The 20,872-nt window shown below is 66.3% G+C and carries 21 protein-coding genes; 8 read left to right on the forward strand and 13 right to left on the reverse strand.

All coding sequences use genetic code 11. The features are described from left to right. Window positions 1-39: 39 nt before the first annotated feature. Together CXX84_RS19180 and CXX84_RS17220 are read left to right on the forward strand one after the other, a co-directional pair. Window positions 40-846, forward strand: coding sequence for a hypothetical protein (locus tag CXX84_RS19180; RefSeq protein WP_317614959.1), 807 nt, complete (start codon window positions 40-42; stop codon window positions 844-846). Between the two features lie 157 nt (window positions 847-1,003). After that, window positions 1,004-1,822 carry a DUF2382 domain-containing protein gene (locus CXX84_RS17220; protein WP_102977941.1) on the forward strand — a complete coding sequence of 273 codons (819 nt, stop codon included), beginning with the start codon at window positions 1,004-1,006 and terminating at the stop codon, window positions 1,820-1,822. 102 nt (window positions 1,823-1,924) lie between these two features. Here CXX84_RS17220 and CXX84_RS17225 read toward each other — a convergent pair whose 3' ends face one another. Continuing rightward, window positions 1,925-2,641 carry a GntR family transcriptional regulator gene (locus CXX84_RS17225; protein WP_102977942.1) on the reverse strand — a complete coding sequence of 239 codons (717 nt, stop codon included), beginning with the start codon at window positions 2,639-2,641 and terminating at the stop codon, window positions 1,925-1,927. A gap of 138 nt (window positions 2,642-2,779) precedes the next feature. Here CXX84_RS17225 and CXX84_RS17230 point away from each other — a divergent pair, with 138 nt between their 5' ends. The 4 genes from CXX84_RS17230 (at window position 2,780) to CXX84_RS17245 (ending at window position 9,072) form a co-directional block, all read left to right on the forward strand. Further along, complete coding sequence (locus CXX84_RS17230) at window positions 2,780-4,504, forward strand: L-lactate permease (RefSeq protein ID WP_102977943.1); 1,725 nt, start codon at window positions 2,780-2,782, stop codon at window positions 4,502-4,504. Window position 4,505: 1 nt separating this feature from the next. Further along, window positions 4,506-7,334 (forward strand): FAD-binding and (Fe-S)-binding domain-containing protein, encoded by a 2,829-nt coding sequence (locus tag CXX84_RS17235; protein ID WP_102977944.1) that lies wholly within the window; start codon window positions 4,506-4,508, stop codon window positions 7,332-7,334. A gap of 114 nt (window positions 7,335-7,448) precedes the next feature. Continuing rightward, window positions 7,449-8,735: an MFS transporter gene (locus tag CXX84_RS17240; protein ID WP_102977945.1), complete on the forward strand. Its 1,287-nt coding sequence runs from the start codon at window positions 7,449-7,451 to the stop codon at window positions 8,733-8,735. Beyond that, on the forward strand, window positions 8,695-9,072 hold the full coding sequence (locus CXX84_RS17245; RefSeq protein WP_223253140.1) for an ArsR/SmtB family transcription factor: 378 nt from the start codon (window positions 8,695-8,697) through the stop codon (window positions 9,070-9,072). The genes CXX84_RS17240 and CXX84_RS17245 overlap by 41 nt, the downstream gene beginning before the upstream one ends. A gap of 63 nt (window positions 9,073-9,135) precedes the next feature. On the opposite strand, the gene CXX84_RS17250 is transcribed toward CXX84_RS17245, so the two are convergent. The 5 genes from CXX84_RS17250 to CXX84_RS17270 form a co-directional block, all read right to left on the reverse strand. Next, window positions 9,136-9,639, reverse strand: a complete 504-nt coding sequence (locus CXX84_RS17250; RefSeq protein WP_102977946.1) for a hypothetical protein — start codon at window positions 9,637-9,639, stop codon at window positions 9,136-9,138. Further along, window positions 9,636-10,985, reverse strand: coding sequence for a serine/threonine-protein kinase (locus tag CXX84_RS17255; protein ID WP_102977947.1), 1,350 nt, complete (start codon window positions 10,983-10,985; stop codon window positions 9,636-9,638). The genes CXX84_RS17250 and CXX84_RS17255 overlap by 4 nt, the downstream gene beginning before the upstream one ends. 124 nt (window positions 10,986-11,109) lie before the next feature. After that, window positions 11,110-11,307 (reverse strand): DUF2795 domain-containing protein, encoded by a 198-nt coding sequence (locus CXX84_RS17260; protein ID WP_102977948.1) that lies wholly within the window; start codon window positions 11,305-11,307, stop codon window positions 11,110-11,112. A 158-nt stretch (window positions 11,308-11,465) separates the two neighbouring features. Next, on the reverse strand, window positions 11,466-11,843 hold the full coding sequence (locus CXX84_RS17265; RefSeq protein WP_102977949.1) for an STAS/SEC14 domain-containing protein: 378 nt from the start codon (window positions 11,841-11,843) through the stop codon (window positions 11,466-11,468). Between the two features lie 8 nt (window positions 11,844-11,851). After that, a complete protein-coding gene (locus tag CXX84_RS17270; RefSeq protein ID WP_102977950.1) occupies window positions 11,852-12,235 on the reverse strand; it encodes an STAS/SEC14 domain-containing protein in 384 nt (127 codons plus the stop codon). 152 nt (window positions 12,236-12,387) lie between these two features. Here CXX84_RS17270 and CXX84_RS17275 point away from each other — a divergent pair, with 152 nt between their 5' ends. Further along, window positions 12,388-14,100: a PHP domain-containing protein gene (locus CXX84_RS17275; protein WP_102977951.1), complete on the forward strand. Its 1,713-nt coding sequence runs from the start codon at window positions 12,388-12,390 to the stop codon at window positions 14,098-14,100. A gap of 5 nt (window positions 14,101-14,105) precedes the next feature. Here CXX84_RS17275 and CXX84_RS17280 read toward each other — a convergent pair whose 3' ends face one another. Genes CXX84_RS17280 through CXX84_RS17290 form a run of 3 tightly spaced genes read right to left on the reverse strand, consistent with a single transcriptional unit; the run spans window position 14,106 to window position 16,362 of the window. Then, a complete protein-coding gene (locus CXX84_RS17280; RefSeq protein WP_102977952.1) occupies window positions 14,106-14,495 on the reverse strand; it encodes a CBS domain-containing protein in 390 nt (129 codons plus the stop codon). 38 nt (window positions 14,496-14,533) lie between these two features. Next, entirely contained in the window at window positions 14,534-14,884 is a 351-nt protein-coding gene (locus tag CXX84_RS17285; protein WP_102977953.1) for a P-II family nitrogen regulator, read from the reverse strand. Then, the gene (locus tag CXX84_RS17290; RefSeq protein ID WP_102977954.1) at window positions 14,881-16,362 is read right to left on the reverse strand and encodes a DUF1538 domain-containing protein; all 1,482 of its coding nucleotides are present in this window, start codon (window positions 16,360-16,362) and stop codon (window positions 14,881-14,883) included. The genes CXX84_RS17285 and CXX84_RS17290 overlap by 4 nt, the downstream gene beginning before the upstream one ends. 120 nt (window positions 16,363-16,482) lie before the next feature. Here CXX84_RS17290 and CXX84_RS19565 point away from each other — a divergent pair, with 120 nt between their 5' ends. Next, a complete protein-coding gene (locus CXX84_RS19565) occupies window positions 16,483-16,548 on the forward strand; it encodes a 50S ribosomal protein L36 (RefSeq protein ID WP_411266226.1) in 66 nt (21 codons plus the stop codon). A gap of 57 nt (window positions 16,549-16,605) precedes the next feature. Here the strand turns inward: CXX84_RS19565 and CXX84_RS17300 are convergent, their stop codons facing one another. From CXX84_RS17300 to CXX84_RS17315, 4 genes are read right to left on the reverse strand one after another with little or no spacing between them, the layout of a single operon-like run. After that, window positions 16,606-17,349 carry an NADPH-dependent F420 reductase gene (locus CXX84_RS17300; protein ID WP_102977955.1) on the reverse strand — a complete coding sequence of 248 codons (744 nt, stop codon included), beginning with the start codon at window positions 17,347-17,349 and terminating at the stop codon, window positions 16,606-16,608. A 10-nt stretch (window positions 17,350-17,359) separates the two neighbouring features. Then, window positions 17,360-17,875: a flavin reductase family protein gene (locus CXX84_RS17305; protein WP_102977956.1), complete on the reverse strand. Its 516-nt coding sequence runs from the start codon at window positions 17,873-17,875 to the stop codon at window positions 17,360-17,362. Beyond that, the gene (locus CXX84_RS17310) at window positions 17,875-19,374 is read right to left on the reverse strand and encodes a DHA2 family efflux MFS transporter permease subunit (protein WP_189337640.1); all 1,500 of its coding nucleotides are present in this window, start codon (window positions 19,372-19,374) and stop codon (window positions 17,875-17,877) included. Before CXX84_RS17310 ends, CXX84_RS17305 begins: the two co-directional genes overlap by 1 nt. Before the next feature lie 48 nt (window positions 19,375-19,422). After that, window positions 19,423-20,757: an NtaA/DmoA family FMN-dependent monooxygenase gene (locus tag CXX84_RS17315; protein WP_102977958.1), complete on the reverse strand. Its 1,335-nt coding sequence runs from the start codon at window positions 20,755-20,757 to the stop codon at window positions 19,423-19,425. Between the last annotated feature and the right edge of the window lie 115 nt (window positions 20,758-20,872).

The following is a 20,872-nucleotide window of genomic DNA, read 5'->3' on the forward strand; positions in this document are numbered from 1 at the left end:
GGTTCTTCGAGACCAGCTGCCTTCCAACGAAAGCGAGTGATGATGACGGACAATCAGTTGCCCCAGGCTTCTGCCCGAAGCCCCCTCGACCAGTACGGCAACGCAGCACCGACGGATTTTTCGGCAGGACCTGCGGGTTCAGCCTCAAAGAAGGATACGGCCAAGGAAGAAGCGTCGAAAGTCGCCGGGCAGGCGGCCGGTGGAGCCCAAAGTGTGGCCCAGGCCGCCAAGTATGAGGTCGGACATGTAGCCTCCGAGGCGAAGTCGGAAGCGAAGACACTTCTGCACCAGGCGAAGCAAGGAGTGGGCAGCCAGGCGGGCGCCCAACAGCAGAAAGCTGTGGACGGCGTCCGGACCATCTCCAGCCAGCTGCAGGCCATGGCGGATGCGCCGGAGCAGCAGGGCGTAGCCAGTGACCTGGTCCGGGAGGCTGCGAACCGTGCCTCCGCGGTTGCGTCGTGGATTGAAGGCAAGGACGCCGGAATGCTTTTGACTGACGTGCAGGGCTTCGCCCGCCGCAAGCCAGGCACCTTCCTGCTGATCTCGGCCGGCGCTGGCCTCCTTGCCGGACGCCTCGTGCGCGGTCTTCAGGCAGGCGCCCCGGCGCCGCAGGGCGAAGCGGCAATCCCGCCGCGTCCGGAGCAGCCGCCGGCCGCAGCAGCCAATCCCTCACGCAACGGGGTGCCGGTATACCGGGAGCCCGTTGCGGAGCCCGTCGCCTATGGCGAAACCATTTACGGGGAACCGGCGCGGCCCGCCTACTCCGGCACCGAAGCAGGCGGGGTGCCGCTGAGGGACCTCGATGATCCGTACACCGATATGCCGGGGGGAGGACGCCAGCTGTGAAAAGACTGTTCCTATTCTTTCTGCCCACCATCATCAACAAGGTGCAAAAGGCCCGCAAGGCCAAGCAACTCCGCGCCGGCCAGCAGACCAGGCCGCCGCGGAACCGCTTCTGAAATTTTCCCTCAGGCAAGACAATCAGCAACAGAAGGAGATACACATGATCAGCACTGAGAACCTTTCTGCACTGACCACCGCCGGTGGGAACGTCGTCGGTTCCGATGGAAGCAAGATCGGCTCCGTCGGCCAGATTTACGTTGATGACCAGACCGGTGAGCCCACCTGGGTCACGGTCAAGACCGGCCTTTTCGGCACCCACGAGTCCTTCGCACCGCTTGACTCCGCAACCCAGGACGGTGACGACATCGTCGTGGCGCACACCAAGGACAAGGTCAAGGACGCTCCGCGCGTCGCCCCGGATGGCCACCTGGAGCCGGAGGAGGAGGACCGCCTTTACACCTACTACGGTGTCGGCGGCAGCAACGGCCACACCGGCAACGGTTTTGCCGGCACCGGCCGGGAGACGGTTGACACCGACCGGCACGCCACCGTTGAAACGGATGCCCGCGGCACGGTTGGGCACGACACCTCAGGTCCCACCACCGACGACGCGATGACCCGCTCGGAAGAGAAGCTCCATGTGGGCACCGAGCGTGAAGCCACCGGCCGCGCCCGGCTCCGCAAGTACGTGGTCACCGAGAACGTCACCAAGACCGTTCCGGTCCAGCGTGAAGAGATCCGCCTGGAGCGCGAGCCCATCACGGACGCCAACCGCGGTGCGGCCCTGGACGGTCCGGATATCAGCGAGGAAGAGCACGAAGTGGTCCTCCATGAGGAGCGCCCGGTGGTGCAGAAGGAGGCCGTCCCGGTGGAGCGCGTGCGCCTCGACAAGGACGTTGTCAGCGACGAGCACACGGTCACCGAAGAGGTCCGCAAGGAAAACATCGAGCTCGACGACGACAGCCGCACCCGCCGCTAAGAGTCGCCCCTGCTGAGAGCCACCCCGCACGGGGCTGGTTCCTCAACGAACGGTCCGCCCTCCGGAAGGAGGGCGGACCGCCGCGTTAAAGGCTTGTGTGAGTTAATTGCCCAGGCCGGGAGCCCTCCACCCGCCGGTAAGATCCGACGGCGCGTTGGCTTCCGGTCCCGCTTCCCCGCCCATGGCGGCCACCAGCCGTTCCCGGGCCCGGCCAAGGTGGATGTCCAGCAGTTCTGCGGCTTCCTCGCCCCGGCCTGCCTCAATCAGTTCCAGGAGCTTCTGGTGCTCGGCCTGGATCAGGGCGGTGTCCAGGAGGTGCAGCGACTGTACGCGGGACATGCACAGGCGGACTTCCCCGACGAGGGATCGGTACATTTTGCTGATCCGGGTATTTTCAAGCGCATCGATCAAACTCGTGTGGAACCGCATGTCGGGTTCCACAACGTCCAGCGGTGCACCGCTCTTCACGGCGGCGATGTCCTTGTTCGCCTGCACCGCGGCGGCAGGCACCGTCCGGCCGGAGGCAAGCCGGCGGAGTACTTCGCTTTCCAGGTAGGCCCTGGCCAGGTAGATGTCCCGGACAGACTCCGGCCCCAGATCCACCACACGCGCTGTCTTGTGCGTTCCCCTGTCCAGCAGCCCTTCGGCCACCAGCTTTTCAATCGAGGCCTTGGCGGTGGGGCGGGCCACCTCATAGGAGGAGGCGACGTCCGTCTCCGTCAGGGCCTCGCCGGACCGAAGCTCGCCGGAGAAGACGCGGCTGCGCAAATCTGCGGCAATGGCCTCCACGATCGAGACTGCTGCGATGCGTCCGGGCACCTGCGTTCCTCCCACGATACTTTCCGAGTTACTTCATCTTGCCAGAAAGAACAACATCAATACTTGACCAACATGTGTACTTGTTAGACAATCGAAGGGCGCCACGGTGTTGTGACGCCTAACACAATCTGGAGACACATGTTTCAGCAGATCCTCGACCCCATCGCCGGGTCCCTCTTGATTTCAGCCCTTTGCGCGGCTCTTCCCCTCGTCCTGCTCTTCGTCCTCCTTGGCGTCTTCAAGGTCAAAGCGCCCATAGCTGCCCTGGCCGGCCTGGCCCTGTCGCTGGTGCTGGCCATCGTCGGCTGGCAGATGCCGGTCAACCAGGCCCTGAGCGCCACCGCAGCCGGGATGTTCTACGGGCTGTTCCCCATCCTGTGGATCCTGGTGAACGCGCTGTGGATCTACCGCCTCACCGTGGCCACGCCGTGGTTCGAAGTCCTGGGGCGCACCATCCGCTCCATCTCCAACGACCTCCGCATTCTGGCGATCCTGATCGCGTTCTGCTTCGGCGCCCTGCTGGAATCCCTGGCCGGCTTCGGCGCCCCCGTGGCAATCTCCGCGGCCATGCTGATGGCCGCCGGCATGAAACCGCTCAAGTCCGCGATCGTCTCGCTGCTCGCGAACACCGCCCCCGTGGCCTTCGGCGCCATGGCCGCACCCATCATCGCCCTCAACGGCGTCACCGGCCTGCCGCTGAACGAACTGTCCGCCATGGCCGGACGGCAGACGCCGTTCATCGCCCTGATCGTCCCGCTGCTGCTGGTCTTCATCGTGGACGGCCGCCGCGGCGTCCGGCAGACCTGGCCCGTCGCCCTCGTGGCAGGAGCCGCCTTCGGCGTGGCCCAGTTCGTCACCTCCAACTACTTCGCCGTGGAACTCACCGACGTCGTCGCCGCCGTCGTCACCGTGGCTGCGGTCCTGTTGATGCTCAAAGTCTGGCAGCCCAGGGAAACCGTGGGCATGGGAGGTGCCGTTGAGGCTGCCGCAGTCCCCGCCGTCGTCAGCGCCGGCGGAACCGGCGGCTCTGCACCACAGGAAGGTACGACGGCGGCACGCGGCAGCGGCGGCAGCGTCCTGCCTGCCGACCCCGCCATCCCCACGGACAACTCCCGGCCGGAAGCGCGCCAGATCTGGATGGCGATCGCTCCGTACCTGATCATCATCGCGGTGTTCTCCGTGGCCCAGATCCCGTTCGTCAAGGCCTGGCTGACCCAGGTTGGCAGCGTCACGTTCGCCTGGCCCGGCCTGGAGATCACGGATTCGGCCGGCAAGCCGGTGGCGGCCACCAAGTTCAAGCTTGACCACCTCAAGGCCACCGGCACCCTGCTGCTGTTCTCCGGCCTGCTCACTATGCTGCTCTACAAGATCACCGCATCCCAGGGCCTGCGCATCTACCGGGACACCGTGGTGCAGCTGCGCTGGACCATCGTCACAGTCACCGCGGTACTCGGCCTGTCCTTCGTCATGAACCTCTCCGGCCAGACCACCACCCTGGGCTTCGCCCTGGCCTCCGCCGGCGGCTTCTTCGCCCTGCTCTCGCCGCTGATCGGCTGGATCGGCGTGGCACTGACCGGCTCGGACACGTCCTCCAACTCGCTGTTCGGGCAGATGCAGGCCACCGCAGCCGAGCAGACCGGACTGTCTCCCGTGCTGATGGCAGCTTCCAACTCCTCCGCAGGCGTGATGGGCAAGATGCTGTCGCTCCAGAACCTGGCCGTTGCCTCGGCCGCGGTGGGCCTTGACGGCGCCGAGGGGACCCTGTTCCGGAAACTCATCGGCTGGAGCCTGGGCCTGCTTGCACTCATCACGGTGCTGATCTTCCTGCAGTCCACCCCCGTCCTGGGCTGGATGGTCCCCTGATATGGCACCCCTGGACCTCGCAGGCCTCCGCGCCGCCGTCAACGATCCCGCCCAGGTCAAAACTCGGGCCATCGACCTTCACGCAAACGCGCACGACGCCTCCCACTTCCTGCTGATCCCGCAGGCCGTGGTCACCGCGGGAAGCGCCGCCGAAGTGGGCGGGCTGCTCCGCGCGAGCGCGGCCCAGGGCGTCCCGCTGACGTTCCGCTCCGGCGGAACCAGCCTCAGCGGGCAGGCCGTCACCGACGGCGTGCTGGTGGACGTGCGGCGGAACTTTCGGGACGTCGAAGTGCTCGACGGCGGTGCGCGCGTCCGGGTGCAGCCCGGCGTCACCGTGCGGGCACTCAACGCCCGGCTGGCACCCTACGGCCGGAAGTTCGGCCCGGATCCGGCCAGCGAGGCCGCGTGCACCATCGGCGGGGTGGTGGCCAACAACTCGTCCGGCATGAACTGCGGCACCGTGGACAACGCCTACCGCACCCTCGAGTCCCTGACAGTTGTGCTCCCGTCCGGGACTGTCATCGACACCGGGGCGCCCGACGCGGACACCAGGCTGCGCACCCTGGAACCGGAGCTGTACCAGGGGCTGGCGCAGCTCGCGGACAGGGTGCGCGGGAACGGCGACTCGGTGCGCAGGATCCGCCAGCAGTTTTCTATGAAGAACACCATGGGCTACGGCCTTAATACACTGCTGGACTTCAGCAGCCCGGTGGACATCATGGCCCACCTGATCGTCGGCAGCGAGGGAACCCTTGGCTTCGTGGCCGAGGCCGTCTTCCGCACCATCCCGCGGCTGCAGCACGCCGCCACCGGACTGCTGGTGTTCCCGGACCTGCAGGCGGCCAACGCGGCCCTGCCGGCGCTGGTGGAAACCGGCGCGGCCACGGTGGAACTCATGGACGCGCTGTCCCTGAAGGTGGGACAGGCACTGAAGGGGACTCCCGCCGTCGTCCGCGACCTGGTGGTGCGGGACCATGCCGCGCTGCTGGTTGAATACTCGGCGGAAGGGCCGGGCCAGCTCGCGGAACTGCAGCACGGCGGCGAAAGCATCCTTCCGCAGCTCAGCCTGTCGGCCGAAACCCACTTCACGGGTGACGCCAAGGCACGGGCCGGACTCTGGCACCTGCGCAAGGGCCTGTACGCCTCAGTGGCGGGTGCCCGGCCGCAGGGGACCACCGCCCTGCTGGAGGACATTGTGGTGCCGGTGCCCGTGCTGGGCCGGACCTGCCAGGACCTGATCGGCCTGTTCGACAAGTACAGCTACGGCAACAGCGTCATCTTCGGCCACGCGAAGGACGGCAACGTCCACTTCATGCTCACGGACGGGTTCAGCACCGCCGAGGAGCTGGAGAGGTACAGCTCGTTCACCGAGGACATGGTGGACCTGGTCCTGGGCGAAGGCGGCTCGCTCAAGGCCGAGCACGGCACCGGACGCGTGATGGCGCCCTACGTGCGGCGGCAGTACGGTGATGAGCTGTACGGCGTCATGCGCAGGATCAAGGAGCTGTTCGATCCGCGCGGGATCCTGAACCCGGGCGTCATTTTGGACGACGACCCCGAGGCGCACCTCCGGCACATCAAGACGGCGCCGCCGGTGGCCGAAGAAGTGGAACGCTGCGTTTCCTGCGGCTACTGCGAGCCCGTGTGCCCCAGCAAGGACCTCACCCTGACGCCGCGGCAGCGCATCGTCACCCTGCGCGCCATTGAGGCCGCGCGGCTGGCCGGGGACACGGACCTGGTACAGCAGCTGGAAAAAGACTACGACTACGAATCCGTACAGACCTGCGCCGTGGACGGCATGTGCCAGACGGCCTGTCCCGTGCAGATCAACACGGGACTGCTGGTCAAGCGGATCAGGCGCTCCGACGCCGGTCCAGTGGCGAACGGCGCCTGGAATGCCGCGGCCAAGCACTGGGAAGGGGTGACCCGCGGCGCGTCGCTGGCGCTCACCGTGGTGAACAAGCTGCCGGCCGCCGCGCTGGTCCCGCCCAACAAGGCGGCCCGGGCGGTGCTTGGAACGGACACCGTCCCGCTGTATTCCGCGGAGCTGCCGGGCGGCGGTTCCGTACGGAAGCGTCCGACGCCGGACCGGGCACCGGACGCCGTGTACTTCCCTGCATGCGTGGGGACGATGTTCGGCCCTGCAGGTGCCGACCAGTCAGGTTCGCCCGGTCCCGGCGTCCAGTACAGCTTCGAGCAGCTGTGCGAACGGGCGGGTATCACCCTGCTGGTACCGGAGGGCATCGACGGGCTGTGCTGCGGCACCCCCTGGTCCTCCAAAGGCATGGTGGCCGGCCAGGCGACCATGCAGGAGAAGACCCTGGCCGCACTCCGGGAAGCCACCCGCGACGGCGAACTCGCCATCATCAGCGACGCATCCTCCTGCACAGAGGGGCTTCGCCAGGCGGTGGAATCCGATGTTCCCCTGGTGGGGCAGCGTCCGCTGCGGATTGTGGACGCTGTGGACTTCGCGGCAGAACACATCCTGCCCAAGCTCCCGGACCACAAAAAGCTGGATTCGCTGGCCCTGCACCCCACCTGCTCGTCCACCCGCATGGGAATCAACGCCTCCCTGGATGCGGTGGCCGGTGCGGTGGCGGAGAAGGTGGACGTGCCCGTGAACTGGGGCTGCTGCGCCTTCGCGGGGGACCGCGGCATGCTCCACCCCGAGCTCACCGAGTCAGCCACCCGGAAGCAGGGGGAGGAGGTCGCGGACATGGGAGCGACCGCCCACGCGTCCTGCAACCGCACCTGTGAGTTGGGGATGACCAGGGCAACCGGGGCCGAGTACCGGCACGTGCTGGAGCTGCTGGAGGAAGTGACCCGCTGACTTTCTGGGGCAGGGCTGGCGCCGCCGTTCCTGCTGGCGTCCGGTGTTGCCTGGCGGGGCGCGACTCCTTAGGCTTACAAGTGCACATCAATGCACCTATGCACAGGAGAGGCCATGCTCACGGTCTTGCGGAACGCAACCTACCGGCGGCTGTTCGCCGCGCAGGTGGTGGCGCTGCTGGGTACCGGCCTGCTGACGGTCGCGCTGGGCCTGCTCGCCTTCGACCTGGCCGGCAGCAATGCAGGCGCGGTGCTGGGCACGGCCCTGCTGATTAAGATGGTTGCCTACGTGGGGGTCGCGCCGGTCATCAACGCCGTGGTGGCACGGCTGCCGAAGAAGCCTGTGCTGATCGTTGCGGACCTGGTGCGCGCCGCCATGGCCCTGTGCCTGCCGTTCATCACCGAGGCGTGGCAGATCTACGTGGTCATTTTCCTGCTGCAGTCGGCCTCGGCCACCTTCACGCCGGCGTTCCAGTCGCTGATCCCCTCGGTGCTGAAGGACGAACGGGACTACACCCGGGCCCTTTCCCTGTCCCGCCTGGCCTACGACATGGAGGCCCTGGCCAGCCCCGCCGCAGCCGCGCTGCTGCTGACCCTGGTTACCTATAACAACCTGTTCCTGGGGACCGTACTGGGGTTCGTGTTCTCAGCCCTGATGGTCGCCCTTACCGTCCTGCCGCGGATGGAGGCCGCGGACGCGCCGGCATCGTCGCTGTGGCACCGGACCACCCTTGGCGCGCGGGTCTTCTGGCGGACTCCCCGGCTACGGTCCCTGCTGGCCCTGAACGTGGTGGTGGCCGCGCCCACCGCGATGGTGCTGGTCAACACGGTGGTCTACGTCCGTGACGTGCTCGGCCGCCCGGATACCGACCTGGCGCTGGCCTTGGCCTGCTTCGGGATCGGCTCCATGCTGGTGGCACTGTCCGCGCCGCGGGTGCTGGAGCGTTTCGGTGACCGTGCGGTGATGCTGGCCGGCGCCGCCCTGGTTCCCGCAGCGCTCGCCGGCACCGCCGCCGTCGTCGTCCTCGCCCAACCCGGGGCAGGCTGGTGGTGGCTGCTGGGACTGTGGTTCGTCCTCGGCGCCGGCAACTCCACCATCCAGACGCCGTCGTCGCGCCTGCTGCGGGAGGCCTCCACCGAGGAAACCCGTCCCTACGTCTTTACCGCGCAGTTCTCGCTCTCGCACGCCTGCTACATCGTGGCGTACCCGCTGGCCGGGTGGCTGGGCGCGGCAGCCGGACTTGGCTGGGCGGCGCTGGCGCTGACAATCCTTGCAATACTGGGTAGCGCAGGAGCCTTCCTGTCCTGGCCCCCGCACAGCAGCGCGGCGGCAGGCCCGCCGGCACTGGAGGAGCAGCCCGTTGAGCAGCCAACACAGCAGTCCTCGCCGCGTCGGCGCTGAGGAACCCTCACTCGTCCACGCGGTGGCGCCCGGCCCCGAGCTGCTCGAAACGGCCGCCGGTACGCTGCGGATGCTGGCCGAGCCCACCCGGCTGCACCTGCTCTGGCAGCTTGCCCAGGGCCCCAAAAGCGTCACGGAACTGACGGCCGCTGCCAGCGTTCCCCGGACCGTCGTCAGCCAGCACCTCGCCAAACTGCGCCTGGGTGGACTGGTGGATACGCGCAAGGACGGCCGGCACGTCATCTACTCGCTGCGTGACGGGCACCTGATCCGGCTGATCCAGGAGACCATCAACCACGCAGACCACCGGATCACCGGCGAACCCGTCCATGGGTGACACGTAGCCACTCCAGGTTTCCGCGTGGACGGGCCGGGGCCAGTGTTTGTGGCGGTGGACGGTTTAGTCCTTGCCCTTTCCTTTGTCCTTCTCGGCTTCCTCGCGCTGCTTTTCGGCTTCCTCCTGGGCCTCTTCGAGCTGTTTTTCGGCTTCTTTGGCAGCCTCTTCCTGCTGCTTCCTCTCGTCCTCCGTCAGCGGGCGGTTGGGCTCGGGGGCTGACGGGGCTGACGGCGCTGACGGGGCAGGCTGGGGAGCGGGCGCCACGGCTGCCTCCAGCTCGGCGCGGATGGTGCTGATGGCGGTTTCAATCCGCGTTTTGCGTTCCTGGGACACTTTGCCCTGGTCCGAGGCCGCAGCCACCTCCTGGTTCAGCTGCTGTAGCTCGGCGAGCGCTGCGGGGAAGTCCTGGGCTGTTGCCAGTTGCTTTGCGGCAGCCACGCGCGTCTGGAGTTGGCTGGCCACGGCATCATCCAGGTCACGGGGAGCGGAGCAGCCGGCCAGCAGTGCTGTACCCAGCAGCGCGGCCAGGACTCCGGCCAGGAGCCTGTGGAGGGGAGACGGGTTCATGGCCTGACGCTTTCTTCCAGTTCCTTGAAGTGCTCGCCCAGCTGTCCTGGGATGGCCGGACCGGGATCCACCGGCGCGGGCGAGGGCCGCTGCATGGAGGCCAGCAGGACTCCGGCGAGGATCAGCACGACGACGACGACGACGGCGACGGCGGCCAGGAGCCACAGCCGGCGGCTTCGGCCCGGTTTCGCCGGCGTCCGCTGTCGGGCAGGTTTCGGCTGTGCCCGGGCCGGGGCACGCGCCGGCCTATGCGGGACGGGATCACGGGACGGCATGCTTGGGGCGGGCTGCCAGGATGTGGCGTTGGTTGCCTGGCTGTCGGGAAGGGCGGGCAGTTGCGATCCCTGCGGTGCCGGCTGTCCCTGTGGTGCCGGCGTTGCCTGTGGTGCCTGTGGACTCCCAACCACCCGGGTCCCGCCCGTGCTTGCGGCCAAAACCCGGGTGGGCGGATTGGGCGGCATCAGGGAGGTGTGTGCCTCACCAGCTTCCCGGGCCGGGAGGCTCCAGTCGGCGGCGGCACCCAGTGTCCTGGCGACGCTTCCGGCGTCGGGCCTGTCCTGCGGGTCCCGCGCTGTCATGCCGGCCAGCAGTGCTTTCCACTGGGGGCCCAGGGAATCAGGAATGACTGGATTCCGGGAAAGCCGGGCCACGGCGGCTTCCAGGGGCGGTCCGGGGAAAGCCACCGTTCCGGTGAGGGCCTCCAGCAGCACCAGGCCCAGGGAGTAGATGTCCGCCGGCGGCCCCACTGTATCCCCGCGTGCCTGCTCCGGGCTGAGGTAGGCGGCTGTTCCGGGGACCATGTTGGTGGCGGTGAGCCGGGCGCCGTCGAGCATTCTTGCAATGCCAAAATCAGCGAGTTTGGGCCTGAGCGGGTCGTCCGGCCCGTAGCGGGTCAGCAGGATGTTGGCCGGCTTGACGTCGCGATGCACAACGCCGCGGTGGTGGATGTAGTGCAGGGCCTCGGCCAGCTCAGCTCCCAGCCGCGCTGCCTCTTTGCCCGTCAGCGGGCCGGCTGCCAGCTGCCGCCGGAGGTCGGTTCCGGAAACGAGCTCCATCACCAGGAAGGGAACCTCGCGCTGGCCTCGATGCAGGGTCCCGGTATCGAAGAGCGTGACCAGGCCGTGGTGGTTCAGCTGCGCAAGCATCCGGGCTTCGGACTGCTGCCGGGCGAGTTCCTCGGGGTCTCTGACGTCGTCGCGGAAGATCTTCAGCGCCACATCCCGGTCCAGGACCTGGTCGGTGCCCCGGTAGACGCTTCCCATCCCGCCGTGGCCCAGCACTTCGCCCACCCGGTAGCGCCCGGCCAGGATGGTGCCGGCCAAGCCGGTGTCCGTCTCTTCGGTCATGGTCACTGCCTTCCGTCAGCCTCCACTCTAGCCACGGCAGGCTCTTGCGGTGCCGTGGCTGGAGCGGGCTTCCGCCGGGGCAGCCGGGTTGCGGAGCTGTCCTGGCGGATTCAGGGCTGCCGGGTCAGTTGCTGTCGGAAACGGCTGAGCTGACGGCCGTGGGGCTGTCGTACTCCTTGTCCGGGATGGCCTCAAGGGCCTCCATCACGTTGCTGTCAGCGCCGGAGTCCTTTGCGCTGGACAACAATGCTTCGCGGGTTGCGGGGTAATCCACGCCGCCAAGGAACTTTTGGATCTGGATCGGGTTCGGAGTTTCTGCCATGGTGCCAGTGTCCTTTCTGATGTCAGCTCTTATGCCTCCGGCTGCTCTTCCTGCGAAAAGGCCGCGAGGACTTCATCGTAGGCCTGGACGTTTCGAGAGGAAAAGGGCGGTGGATCCGTTGATGGCTGCCGGAACCGGGGGGATGTGCTGCTTCGCGGCTAAGGCAGGGCCGGATCCTCGGACAGCCATGCCAGCGCCTCATCCTTCGACGTGAAGAACCGGGTGGGGTGGGCAGGGTGGTGCCGTGCCATGTAGAAGCCGGCAATGGCTTCGTCCACAGGGGAGGTGCCGACAATTGCCGCCCGGGCGAGCGGCCACGAAGAGGCAAAGGCTTCCTGCGCTCGCCTGTCGATCCACGTCATGCCGGTCATTTCCACCAGCAGCGGCAGGGTCCGTCCTGCACTGAGGACGGTGGCGCGGTGCATCAGGGCCTTCGCGTCGCGTTCCCTGACCACAGCACCGGGATTCCACCGCATGCACAGGACCTGCCCGGAAAGCTCGATGATGCCGCTGGTTTCCTCAAGACCATCTTCCACAGCGTGCCCTAAACACCCGTCCGCGGGGCGCTGCCGGGTGCCATGGCGTGCCCGGCCTGCTCAGCGAGCCATTGAAGGGCGTCCGGCTGGTTGGTGAAGTACGCGGAGGGAGTGGGGGACTGCCGCGCGAACGCTCCGAGCACGGTGCCCATGGGGTGGTCACCCACGAGTGCCACCACGGAGAAGCCGCGGTAGGCGATCATCCCGGCCCTTGCTTCGGGGCTCAATCCGGTTACACCGGTGATATCCACCAGAATGGGCAGGGTCTGGCCGGCGGCGAGTCCCTCAAGGGTGCGGGCAGCCTGGACTGCAGTTTCGTAAGTGACAAAAACTCCCGACCGCCACTGCAGCCGCAGAACCCCGCTTTCGTGCGACGCGGTAAAAGAATCCATGAGTTCTACTGTGGTGGTATCTGTGGGAAATCGCCAACCCCGGCGCCATCCCGGCTCCACAGTTCCCCGTATACCGTTCCCGCACCGTTAACCTTCCTGCCACCCTGCCCTTCTACTGTTCCCGGGAATCGGAATCAACAAAAGGGAACGCAATGTGCACCGCAGATGAAGAAACAAGGACGGCCGGCCGTAGCAGGGACCTGGCTGACGCCGAGCTGCACAGCATGGGATTGAGCCGGCGGCGGATCCTGCAATCCGCAGGCATCCTGGCTGCTGGCACGGCAGCTTCGGCCGCAATGGCAAGGCCGGCCGCGGCCAATCCCGGCGGTAATGATCCGCAGCTGACGTGGCTCGTGGGAGACCACCACGTTCATACCCAGTACAGCCACGACGCCAAGTACCTGATCAAACAGCAGCTGGATGCCGCTGCGTCATATGGCGTTGACTGGCTGGCGCTGACGGAGCACAGCAACTTCGGCCACGCCAATAACGGCGGCGCAGTCAACTCCAACAAGGAGATCCAGGCCCAGCGTGCTGCACGTCCGGACCTGCTGATCTTCCAAGGGCTCGAATGGTACATCCCTGGTGCCGAGCACGCCTCCGTCCTGGTGGCTCCGGGACCCAACGAGGTGAACTTGCTGAGGACCTTCGAACTTGTCTGGGACGGCAAACTGAACCAATGGGAGAAGCCGGCCCCGGGAACCGCGCAGGTGGAAACGTTCGAACGGAAAGCTGTGGAAGCCATCGCCTGGCTGGCGGAACAGCGCCGCTCCGGGTATATCGACGACGTCGTGGCCCTCGCCAACCACCCCCTGCGTTTGGGCATCGATTCGCCGCACGAACTGCGCGCCTGGCGCGATGCCGCCCGCGAGGTGATGATCGGGATGGAAGGCGCCCCGGGAGCGCAGGGCTCCGGGGTCAGCCAGTTCGCAAGGGCGGGGGACCAGCGCGGTGAATACACCAACAACCCCACCCAGTTCAGCTTCCCGGGATATCCCGCGGACGCCTTCCGTCCGTACGGCGGATTCGACTGGGCCACCGCCACCGTCGGCGGCGTGTGGGACTCCATGCTGGCCGAGGGGCTCCCGTTCTGGATCACCGCGAACTCGGACAACCACCTGACGGTGAAGGACACCTGGAAGACCGGTCCCTACCCGGCCGAGGAGCCCTACCTCAGCCTGCCCAACGAATTCGACCGCTGGTCCGTGACCGGCAAGCGGCCGGACCCGTATGACGCGGGCGAAAAGCAGGGCGGCAGCGACTACTGGCCCGGCCAGTTCAGCCGCCTTCACACCGGCGTCACCGAGCGTTCCTACACAGGTGTGCTGGATGCCATGCGGCAGGGACGGATGTGGGTGGACCACGGACACCTGCTGCAGGGCCTGGAGGTACGGGTGCGTGAGGCGCGCGGCAACGGCAACGGGCGCAATGGCGTCACGTTGGGTTCCCGGCTCAACGTAAGGCGGGGTGCCGACGTCGAAATTTCCATCACCATTACGACGACGGACTACCGCAACTTCGCGGGCGTCCTGCCCAAGCTGGCCCACGTGGATGTCATTGGCGGTCCGGTGACCGGCCCGGCGGCAGACCGCGACATGATGCGGGCTCCGGAAACCACCGTCTGGAAGCAGATTGACGTGTCCGGCCGCATCGGTACGTTCACCATCAGCCACGTGCTTAAGGACGTGCAGGAATCCTGCTACTTCCGCCTCCGCGGCAGCGACGGCAACCGGCACGGTGCGGGCTACTACGGAACTGCCGTAGATCCCGCGGGGCCCTTGCGCCACGGCAACAACCTCGGCGATGCCGATCCTTGGTCAGACACGTGGTTCTACGCCAACCCGGTTTTCATCGACGTGGCCTGAGCACGTCAGATCAAATCCTCCATCATCCGGGCAAGGATATCGTTCATCGCCAGCAGTCCCACAAGCTGGTTGCCCTCCACCACCACCAGGCGGCTGAGCTGGTAGCGGCTCATCAGGGCGGCCGCCTGGCGCACCGAAAGGTCTTCGTTCACTGTGATCGCAGGGATCGTGGCGGCGTCGTAGACGTTCAGCAGGTCCACGTCGCCTTCCTGCGCCACCACGGTGTCCAGCAGTTCCCTGTAGCTGAGCATGCCGTAGGCGTCATGGGCGTGCTGCCGTTCCACCACCAGGCTCTTGACCTGGCGTTCCTTCATCATGGACAGCGCTTCGCGAAGGGTGCTGTAGGGCGAGATCGTGACGACCTCGGGGACCATTACGTCTTTGACGGTGAGCATTGTTCCTCCTCGTAGCAGGGGCCTCCGGGGGCCTGGGTTCAGGTCTCGGTGCGGCGCAGGTGCTCTTCGAACCTGACCACCTGGCGCATCTCGATCCCGGTGAGGTGCTCGATCGGGATGGCGAACGCCAGGCCCCGGGACTCGGTGCCCCTGACCAGGACCTGATGCAGCTCCTTGAGGATCGGCGCGCTCAGGTGCTGGCCAACCACCATCAGCAGCACGGACTGGCTGCCCTCGAAGGTCAGGCCAAAGAACGTTTTCCTGGCTTCGCCCCCGATGCCCTTGCCCGGGAGGATTGTCACGCCGGTGGCGCCTGCCCGTTGGGCGCGATCGATGACCTTGTCTTCCAGGTCATCGGGTGCGATCACAATGATTGCCGTGAACTTCATGCCGGTTCCCTCCTTAGGCGGGGAAATCTCTCCATCACCATGGCATACACCATGACGGCTATGACAGGGAAGATCGAGGCGTAGGCGATCAGCCCGAAGCCGTCGATCAGGACATTCCGGCCCTCCACAGCGGCCGCCAGGCCGATGCCCAGGGCCGTCACCAGGGGTACAGTCACCTCGGATGTCGTTACTCCGCCGAGGTCGAAGGCCAGGGCGATGATGTACCTGGGGGCAAAAAATACCAGCACCATCGCCACCGCGTAGGCCGCCGCTATGAAGTAGTGGAACGGACCGCCCACCAGGATCCGGTAGACCCCGAAACCGATGCCAAGGCCAACCCCAAGCGCCACAATGATCCGGATGGTGGTCGCGCTGATCCGCCCCGGGGAAGAGTCCTCGGCCTGCTCGCCGATGGCCACCAGGGCCGGTTCGGCCATGGTCACGGCGAAACCGATGAGCACCGCGAAGAGCAGGATCAACGCCGGGACCCCCTGCTCAATCAGTTGTTCCGCCATCAGCGTGCCGAGCGGGAACAACCCGAGCTTGAGGCCCACAACGAAGGCATAGAGGCCCACCAGGACCATGACAAAGCCCACCACCACCCGCAAGGGGTGGGCGAGCCTGCGCCGCAACGCAACGTACTGGAAGAACAGGACCACACCCACGATCGGCAGGACTTCGCGGATCATAGATGCCAGCCCCAGGATCATCCCCACGACCCAGTCGGAAGGCCCGTCCTCAGTGACCTGTGCAGGGATGTCACCGGCACCGCCGAAGGAGTACACCCACGTCCCGTACAGCTGCACGCCGATCATGGGCACCATCACGCACAGCGCCACCAGGCCGAACCCGTCGGCCAGCACGCTGCGCCCGCGGATCGAATTGGCCAGCCCCAGCCCGATGGCGGCGATGAGGGGCACGCTCACGATGTTGGTGGTGACGCCGCCGGAATCGTAGGCCAGGCCGATGATTTCAGGAGGTGCCATGAACGTGAGAGTCAGCGCCACCGCGTAGCCGGCGATCAGCAGCCTGTAAATGGGCCAGCCCCACAGGACCCTGAGGATGCCCAGGACGAGGACCAGTCCCACGGAGACGGCGATGACTAGGCGCAGGGCCAGCCCGTTGATGCGTCCCCCGCTCACCAGTTGGGCCTGCTGGGCGACGGCGATGACGGCGGGTTCGGCGATTGAGGCGGCGAAGCCGATCGCGAAGCCGAAAGGCAGCAGCAACCCCAGGGCGCCGCTCCGCACGAACTGGTTGGCCAGGTTCTTCCCTACCGGAAATATGCTCAGGTCCAGGCCCTGCAGGAACACCGCAATCCCGGCGGCCACGATCAGAAGGCCGGCCACCAGCTCCAGCGGATCATCGGGCACCGTGCGGAAGACGAACAGCTGGAACACCACAACCACGGCAACGATAGGCAGAAGGTTCCTCAGCGCCCTAACGAATTCATTCGCGAAGCGGCTGAGGTGCTCCATCGGGTCCTCTCCCGGTGACGATCCTGAGTACCTGGTCCTCCAGTCTGCCGGTGCCGCCGGACACTGTCCACCAACAAGCCCGGCGGACATCTGCCGGCCCACCGGCAGGGACAGCAGTGCATGGAGCTCGACCGCACGTTCGTCATCAACAAGAAGAATCCCCGGATGAAGGCGCGCCAGGGCTGACGCCCTGCCCTGGTGGTCAGGACTTGTTGTCGGAAACTCCGGAGCCGGCTGTTTTGGTCAGTTGTAGGTGCTCCGGTTGAGTTCGACGAGGTCATCGGATGTGAGGGTCGCGCCGCCCTCGATCTTCTCCGTGATCGTAGCCATGGCAACGTCCCTGCGCTGGGGAACCCGGTCCTTTCGGGCGGCCCGAAGTGCTGCCGCCAATTCCTGGCGGGTGAGGTCGGTGCAGTAGGCGGGGGCTCCGGGCTGCTGACGCCAGGAGTCGCCGAGGCTACCGGCGTCAACCGCGTCGAAACCGGTAGCTTCCACCAGGGTCATCGCCACGGCCTTATCAACCTCACGGTCGCCGGCCACCGGTATCGCCACCCGGCCGGGCGTCGCTGCTTCCGTTCCCTTAGTCTCGAGGGATCCGGCGAGGATGGCATTCCACGCTTTTGCCACGGGCCGGCCCAGCTGTTCGGTGACCCATACGCTTTCAACCTGGCCGTCGTCGAGGGCCTGGATCTGCCCATCGCGGAGCGGGTAGTAGTTTGAGGTATCGATGACGGCTACCTCGTCCGGCAGGTCTGCGATGAGGGCCTTGATCGCAGGCACGCTGCTGAGGGGCACGGAGATGACGAGGGCCTCGATACCGGTGATGACGTCGGTGGCTTCGACTGCCCGGGCGCCGGAGGCCACAATCCCGGGATCGATGGTGTGCGGGCCCCGGGAGTTGGCGATTTGGATGTCGTGTCCTGCAGCGCTGAGCTTGCGGGCGAGGGCCGATCCGATTGACCCGGCGCCAAGGATGCCGATTTTCATGTGATGCCTTTCAGTGGAGATGGTGTGGAACTTGTGCTTTGGTCTCTGGCAGCCGGTGGTAGGTTCCGTTGAGATAGAGGAGTGGCCCGGCTGCAGGTTGGGGGTAGTTGTAGTCCAGGGCCTGCAGTGTGAGGATATAGCTGCTTCCGGCCGGAACGCGGTCAAGGATGCGGGCCCGTACGTTGGCCCGGGTGTCCTCCAACGCTGGTTCACCGGTGGGGAGCGGGAACCAGCCGCCGGCAGCGAACCGGTCAATGCCGGGAGTCGCGAACCTTGCGGCCACGTCGGCCTGGTTGTGGGCGAGGAAATTAACCACGACAGTGTCCGTGATGGCCAGTGCCGGCCATGACGACGACGACGCGCTGACCGAGAAGGCCAGCACCGGCGGGTCAGCAGAAACGGACGTGACTGACGTTGCGGTGAATCCCACGGGACCAGACGGGCCGATCAACGTCACGACGGCTACGGCGGCAGCATGGTGGCGGAAGACGGTCTTAAACTCCTTCGCGTCCAGTTCCGCCGGCATTAGGCGACGACCGTTGCGGGCAGTTCGTCCGCCGCATCCGAGGTGGGGCTTTCGGGTGGATTCCGGTGTTTGGTGATGAAGAGCGCGCCGAGCAGTGCACCGAATGCGAGAATTCCGGCTGTGGTGAAGGCGGCTTGTCCTGCGGAGACCGTCTCGGTGACGCTGAGAACCCCGGCGCGCAGTGAGTTGGATCCGATGGTGTAGGCCGAGACGAGTACGGCGCCCCCGGCCGCCCCTGCCAGCTGCTGTGCTGTGGTGAAGGCGGCGCTGCCGTGCGGGTAGAGGTCTGCCGGCAGTGATGACAGGGCCAAGGTGGTCAGTGGAGCCCACATCATGGCCTGGGCTGCGGACATAACGAGGTAGGCCGCCAGGTAGATGAAGACGCCGCTGGTCTCATTGAGTGTGCTGAGGAACCAGATACTCGCCGTCCAGACAACCGCTCCGGGGAGCACCAGGGGCCGCGGTCCGAAGCGGTCGTAGGCCCGTCCTCCAAGGGCGGAAACCAAGGAGATGACCGCTCCGCCGGGCACCAGGAAGAGCCCGATGGCCATGGTCCCCAATCCCAGGGCTCCGGTGAGGACCAGGGGAAGGATGATGAGGATGCCGAACCCGTTGAGGGCGATGAAGAGCATCACGGCCAGGGGCATGACGAAGGATTTGGTGCGGAAGATCCGCATGTCCAGCAGCGCGTCGCCGCGTCGTCGCAGGGCGATCTGACGGAAGACGAAGGCAGCCACACCGGCAACGCCTACTGCGATGGGGAGATGAGGCGGCACCGGGGCGTGTCCTGATACAGATTCTCCGATGCTTGCCAGTCCGTAGACCAGAGCGCCGAATCCGGCAGCGGATAGCGCGAGGGAGGCAAGATCAAGCGTTACCGGCTCCGGTGTTGTGATGTTTTTCAGCTTGGCTGCGCCGAGAACAAGAGCGGCCACGGCGATCGGCAGGACGAGGATGAAAAGCCAACGCCAGGGCAGGTAGGACAGCACCAGCCCGGAGATGGCCGGGCCCAGGGCAGGTGCGATGGCCGGGACAGCGGTGACTATCGCCATGATGGACCCGCGGCGTGATTCGGGGACAAGGCGCATCGCGGTGGTCATGAGCAGCGGCACGAACACGGCCGTTCCCGCGGCCTGGATGATGCGGCCGGTGAGCAGGATGCCGAATCCCGGGGCTGCCGCCGCGACGGCCGTGCCGATGATGAACAGCACCATTGCGCTGAGATAGATTGTCCGCAGGTGGAAGCGGCGCATCACGAATCCGGTTGCCGGGATCAGCACCGCCAGGGTCAGCAGGTAGCCCGTGGTCAGCCATTGCCCGGCTGACGGGGTGATCTCCAGGCTCGATATGAGGGTGGGTAGCGCTACGCCTAGCAGCATCTCGTTGAGGAGGACGAGGAAGGTCGAGACCATCAGCAGGCCGATGACGAGCGCGTTCCCCGGTGCCAGCCGTTCGTGGGCGCGGGGGTTTCCGGGGTGGTGTGTAGTTGTGGCGTTCAAGGCCATGGTGGTGCGTTCTCCGAAAAGTGAGGGGTGGGTAGGAAAAGATCAGGAAAGGCGCGGGTCCGGGCCGTATTGTGCCGGGGCGCCGAGATGGTCGCGGAGGGTGGTTCCCTCGTAGTCGTGGTGGAACAGGCCCCGTTCCTGCAGCAGCGGAACGACCTGGTCCACGAATGCGTCGATCCCGTCGGCGTAGACGTCGATGGCCAGGGAGAACCCGTCGCAGGCGCCGGCTTCAAACCATTCCTGCATGTGGTCCGCGACGTCAGCGGCGGTACCCGGCACGACGGGGTGGTAGTCAATGACGCCGTGCGCCAGTACGTCCCGCAGTGTCCAGCCCTCCCGCGCTACCTCAAGCGCGCGGCGGGACCGCGGGTCACCCGTGCTGGGATGCGCAGAGGCAAGCTGCTGCGTGGTCAGGGGCTGATCGAGCTGATCCGGGGAGAGGGACAGGCCGATCATCGCACCCAGGTAACGGACCCGCTGGTTGAGATCGACTGACTCGTCAAGCTTCTGCCGCCGGTCAAGGGCAGCGCGCCGGGACGAGGCCACGCTGGGCATGAATCCCGCAAAGAGCTTCACCTCGTCCGGGTTCCGGCCCGCCCGTTCAGCGGCTGCCCGCAGTGCATCCCTGTGCGCCCGTCCTTCTTCGATCGTGAAGGGATTTGCGTACACACCGCTTGCGTAGCGGGCAGCGACCTCCAAGCCGTGAGCGCCGCCGCCGGCCTGGAAAATCACCGGCTGTCCCTGCTCCGACGGGGGAATGGGCAGCGGTCCGGCTGAGGACACGTGGCGGCCCCGCAGGTTCACTGGCTGGATTCGGGACATGTCGGCGAACCTTTTGCCCTCGACATCGCGGACCCAGGCGTCGATACCCCAGCTTCCCCAGAGTGCCTGGACAACCTGGACCACCTCGTGCACGCGTTCGTACTTCTGTTCCCGTGGCGGCAGGGTGATGCCATAATTGGCCGCCGCATCAGGATGTGAGGTGGGAACCGCATTCCAGCCGGCACGGCCGCGGCTGGCCACATCCAGTGCCTTGAACTGCCGGGCGATGGTGAACGGCTCATTCAACGTCGTCGAACTCGTGGCCACGAGGCCGATCCGCTCCGTCCCGCGGGCGATCGACGTGAGCACCACAAGGGGGTCAATGGCGTGATGGGGTGCCTCGCGCTCCAGGTCCACATCGAGAACAGGGGTGTCAGCGAGGAAAATCAGCTGGATTTTTCCCCGCTCGGCGGCCTGGGCGTGCCGCACCAGGACATCCATATCGACGTAGCTTGAGGGATCCACCCCGGGCATGCGCCATGCGCCGGGCTGGGCCCCATAGCCGTTGGCTACCTGCAATGCCAGGAGCATGCGAGTGTCAGGGGAAGGGGACATGAGGAGATCCTTTGGCTGCAAATCAAGGGGAGGGAGTTCCGGGTCACGGCCTCTGGCATATGACACTGGAGATAAAAGGAGATAGTCTCCTCTTAGGAAAAAACCATACGGAGGA

This window comes from Arthrobacter sp. AFG7.2, from assembly GCF_002892835.1.
In the GTDB taxonomy this organism is placed as follows: Bacteria; Actinomycetota; Actinomycetes; order Actinomycetales; family Micrococcaceae; genus Arthrobacter.

What these genes read in the sequence shown, in the direction of transcription:
- CXX84_RS19180 (WP_317614959.1), top strand. Translation starts at nt 40, where the DNA reads ATGATGACGGACAATCAGTTGCCCCAGGCTTCTGCCCGAAGCCCCCTC.
- CXX84_RS17220 (WP_102977941.1), top strand. Translation starts at nt 1,004, where the DNA reads ATGATCAGCACTGAGAACCTTTCTGCACTGACCACCGCCGGTGGGAAC.
- CXX84_RS17230 (WP_102977943.1), top strand. Translation starts at nt 2,780, where the DNA reads ATGTTTCAGCAGATCCTCGACCCCATCGCCGGGTCCCTCTTGATTTCA.
- CXX84_RS17235 (WP_102977944.1), top strand. Translation starts at nt 4,506, where the DNA reads ATGGCACCCCTGGACCTCGCAGGCCTCCGCGCCGCCGTCAACGATCCC.
- CXX84_RS17240 (WP_102977945.1), top strand. Translation starts at nt 7,449, where the DNA reads ATGCTCACGGTCTTGCGGAACGCAACCTACCGGCGGCTGTTCGCCGCG.
- CXX84_RS17250 (WP_102977946.1), bottom strand. Translation starts at nt 9,639, where the DNA reads ATGAACCCGTCTCCCCTCCACAGGCTCCTGGCCGGAGTCCTGGCCGCG.
- CXX84_RS17255 (WP_102977947.1), bottom strand. Translation starts at nt 10,985, where the DNA reads ATGACCGAAGAGACGGACACCGGCTTGGCCGGCACCATCCTGGCCGGG.
- CXX84_RS17260 (WP_102977948.1), bottom strand. Translation starts at nt 11,307, where the DNA reads ATGGCAGAAACTCCGAACCCGATCCAGATCCAAAAGTTCCTTGGCGGC.
- CXX84_RS17270 (WP_102977950.1), bottom strand. Translation starts at nt 12,235, where the DNA reads ATGGATTCTTTTACCGCGTCGCACGAAAGCGGGGTTCTGCGGCTGCAG.
- CXX84_RS17275 (WP_102977951.1), top strand. Translation starts at nt 12,388, where the DNA reads ATGTGCACCGCAGATGAAGAAACAAGGACGGCCGGCCGTAGCAGGGAC.
- CXX84_RS17280 (WP_102977952.1), bottom strand. Translation starts at nt 14,495, where the DNA reads ATGCTCACCGTCAAAGACGTAATGGTCCCCGAGGTCGTCACGATCTCG.
- CXX84_RS17285 (WP_102977953.1), bottom strand. Translation starts at nt 14,884, where the DNA reads ATGAAGTTCACGGCAATCATTGTGATCGCACCCGATGACCTGGAAGAC.
- CXX84_RS17290 (WP_102977954.1), bottom strand. Translation starts at nt 16,362, where the DNA reads ATGGAGCACCTCAGCCGCTTCGCGAATGAATTCGTTAGGGCGCTGAGG.
- CXX84_RS17300 (WP_102977955.1), bottom strand. Translation starts at nt 17,349, where the DNA reads ATGAAAATCGGCATCCTTGGCGCCGGGTCAATCGGATCGGCCCTCGCC.
- CXX84_RS17305 (WP_102977956.1), bottom strand. Translation starts at nt 17,875, where the DNA reads ATGCCGGCGGAACTGGACGCGAAGGAGTTTAAGACCGTCTTCCGCCAC.
- CXX84_RS17315 (WP_102977958.1), bottom strand. Translation starts at nt 20,757, where the DNA reads ATGTCCCCTTCCCCTGACACTCGCATGCTCCTGGCATTGCAGGTAGCC.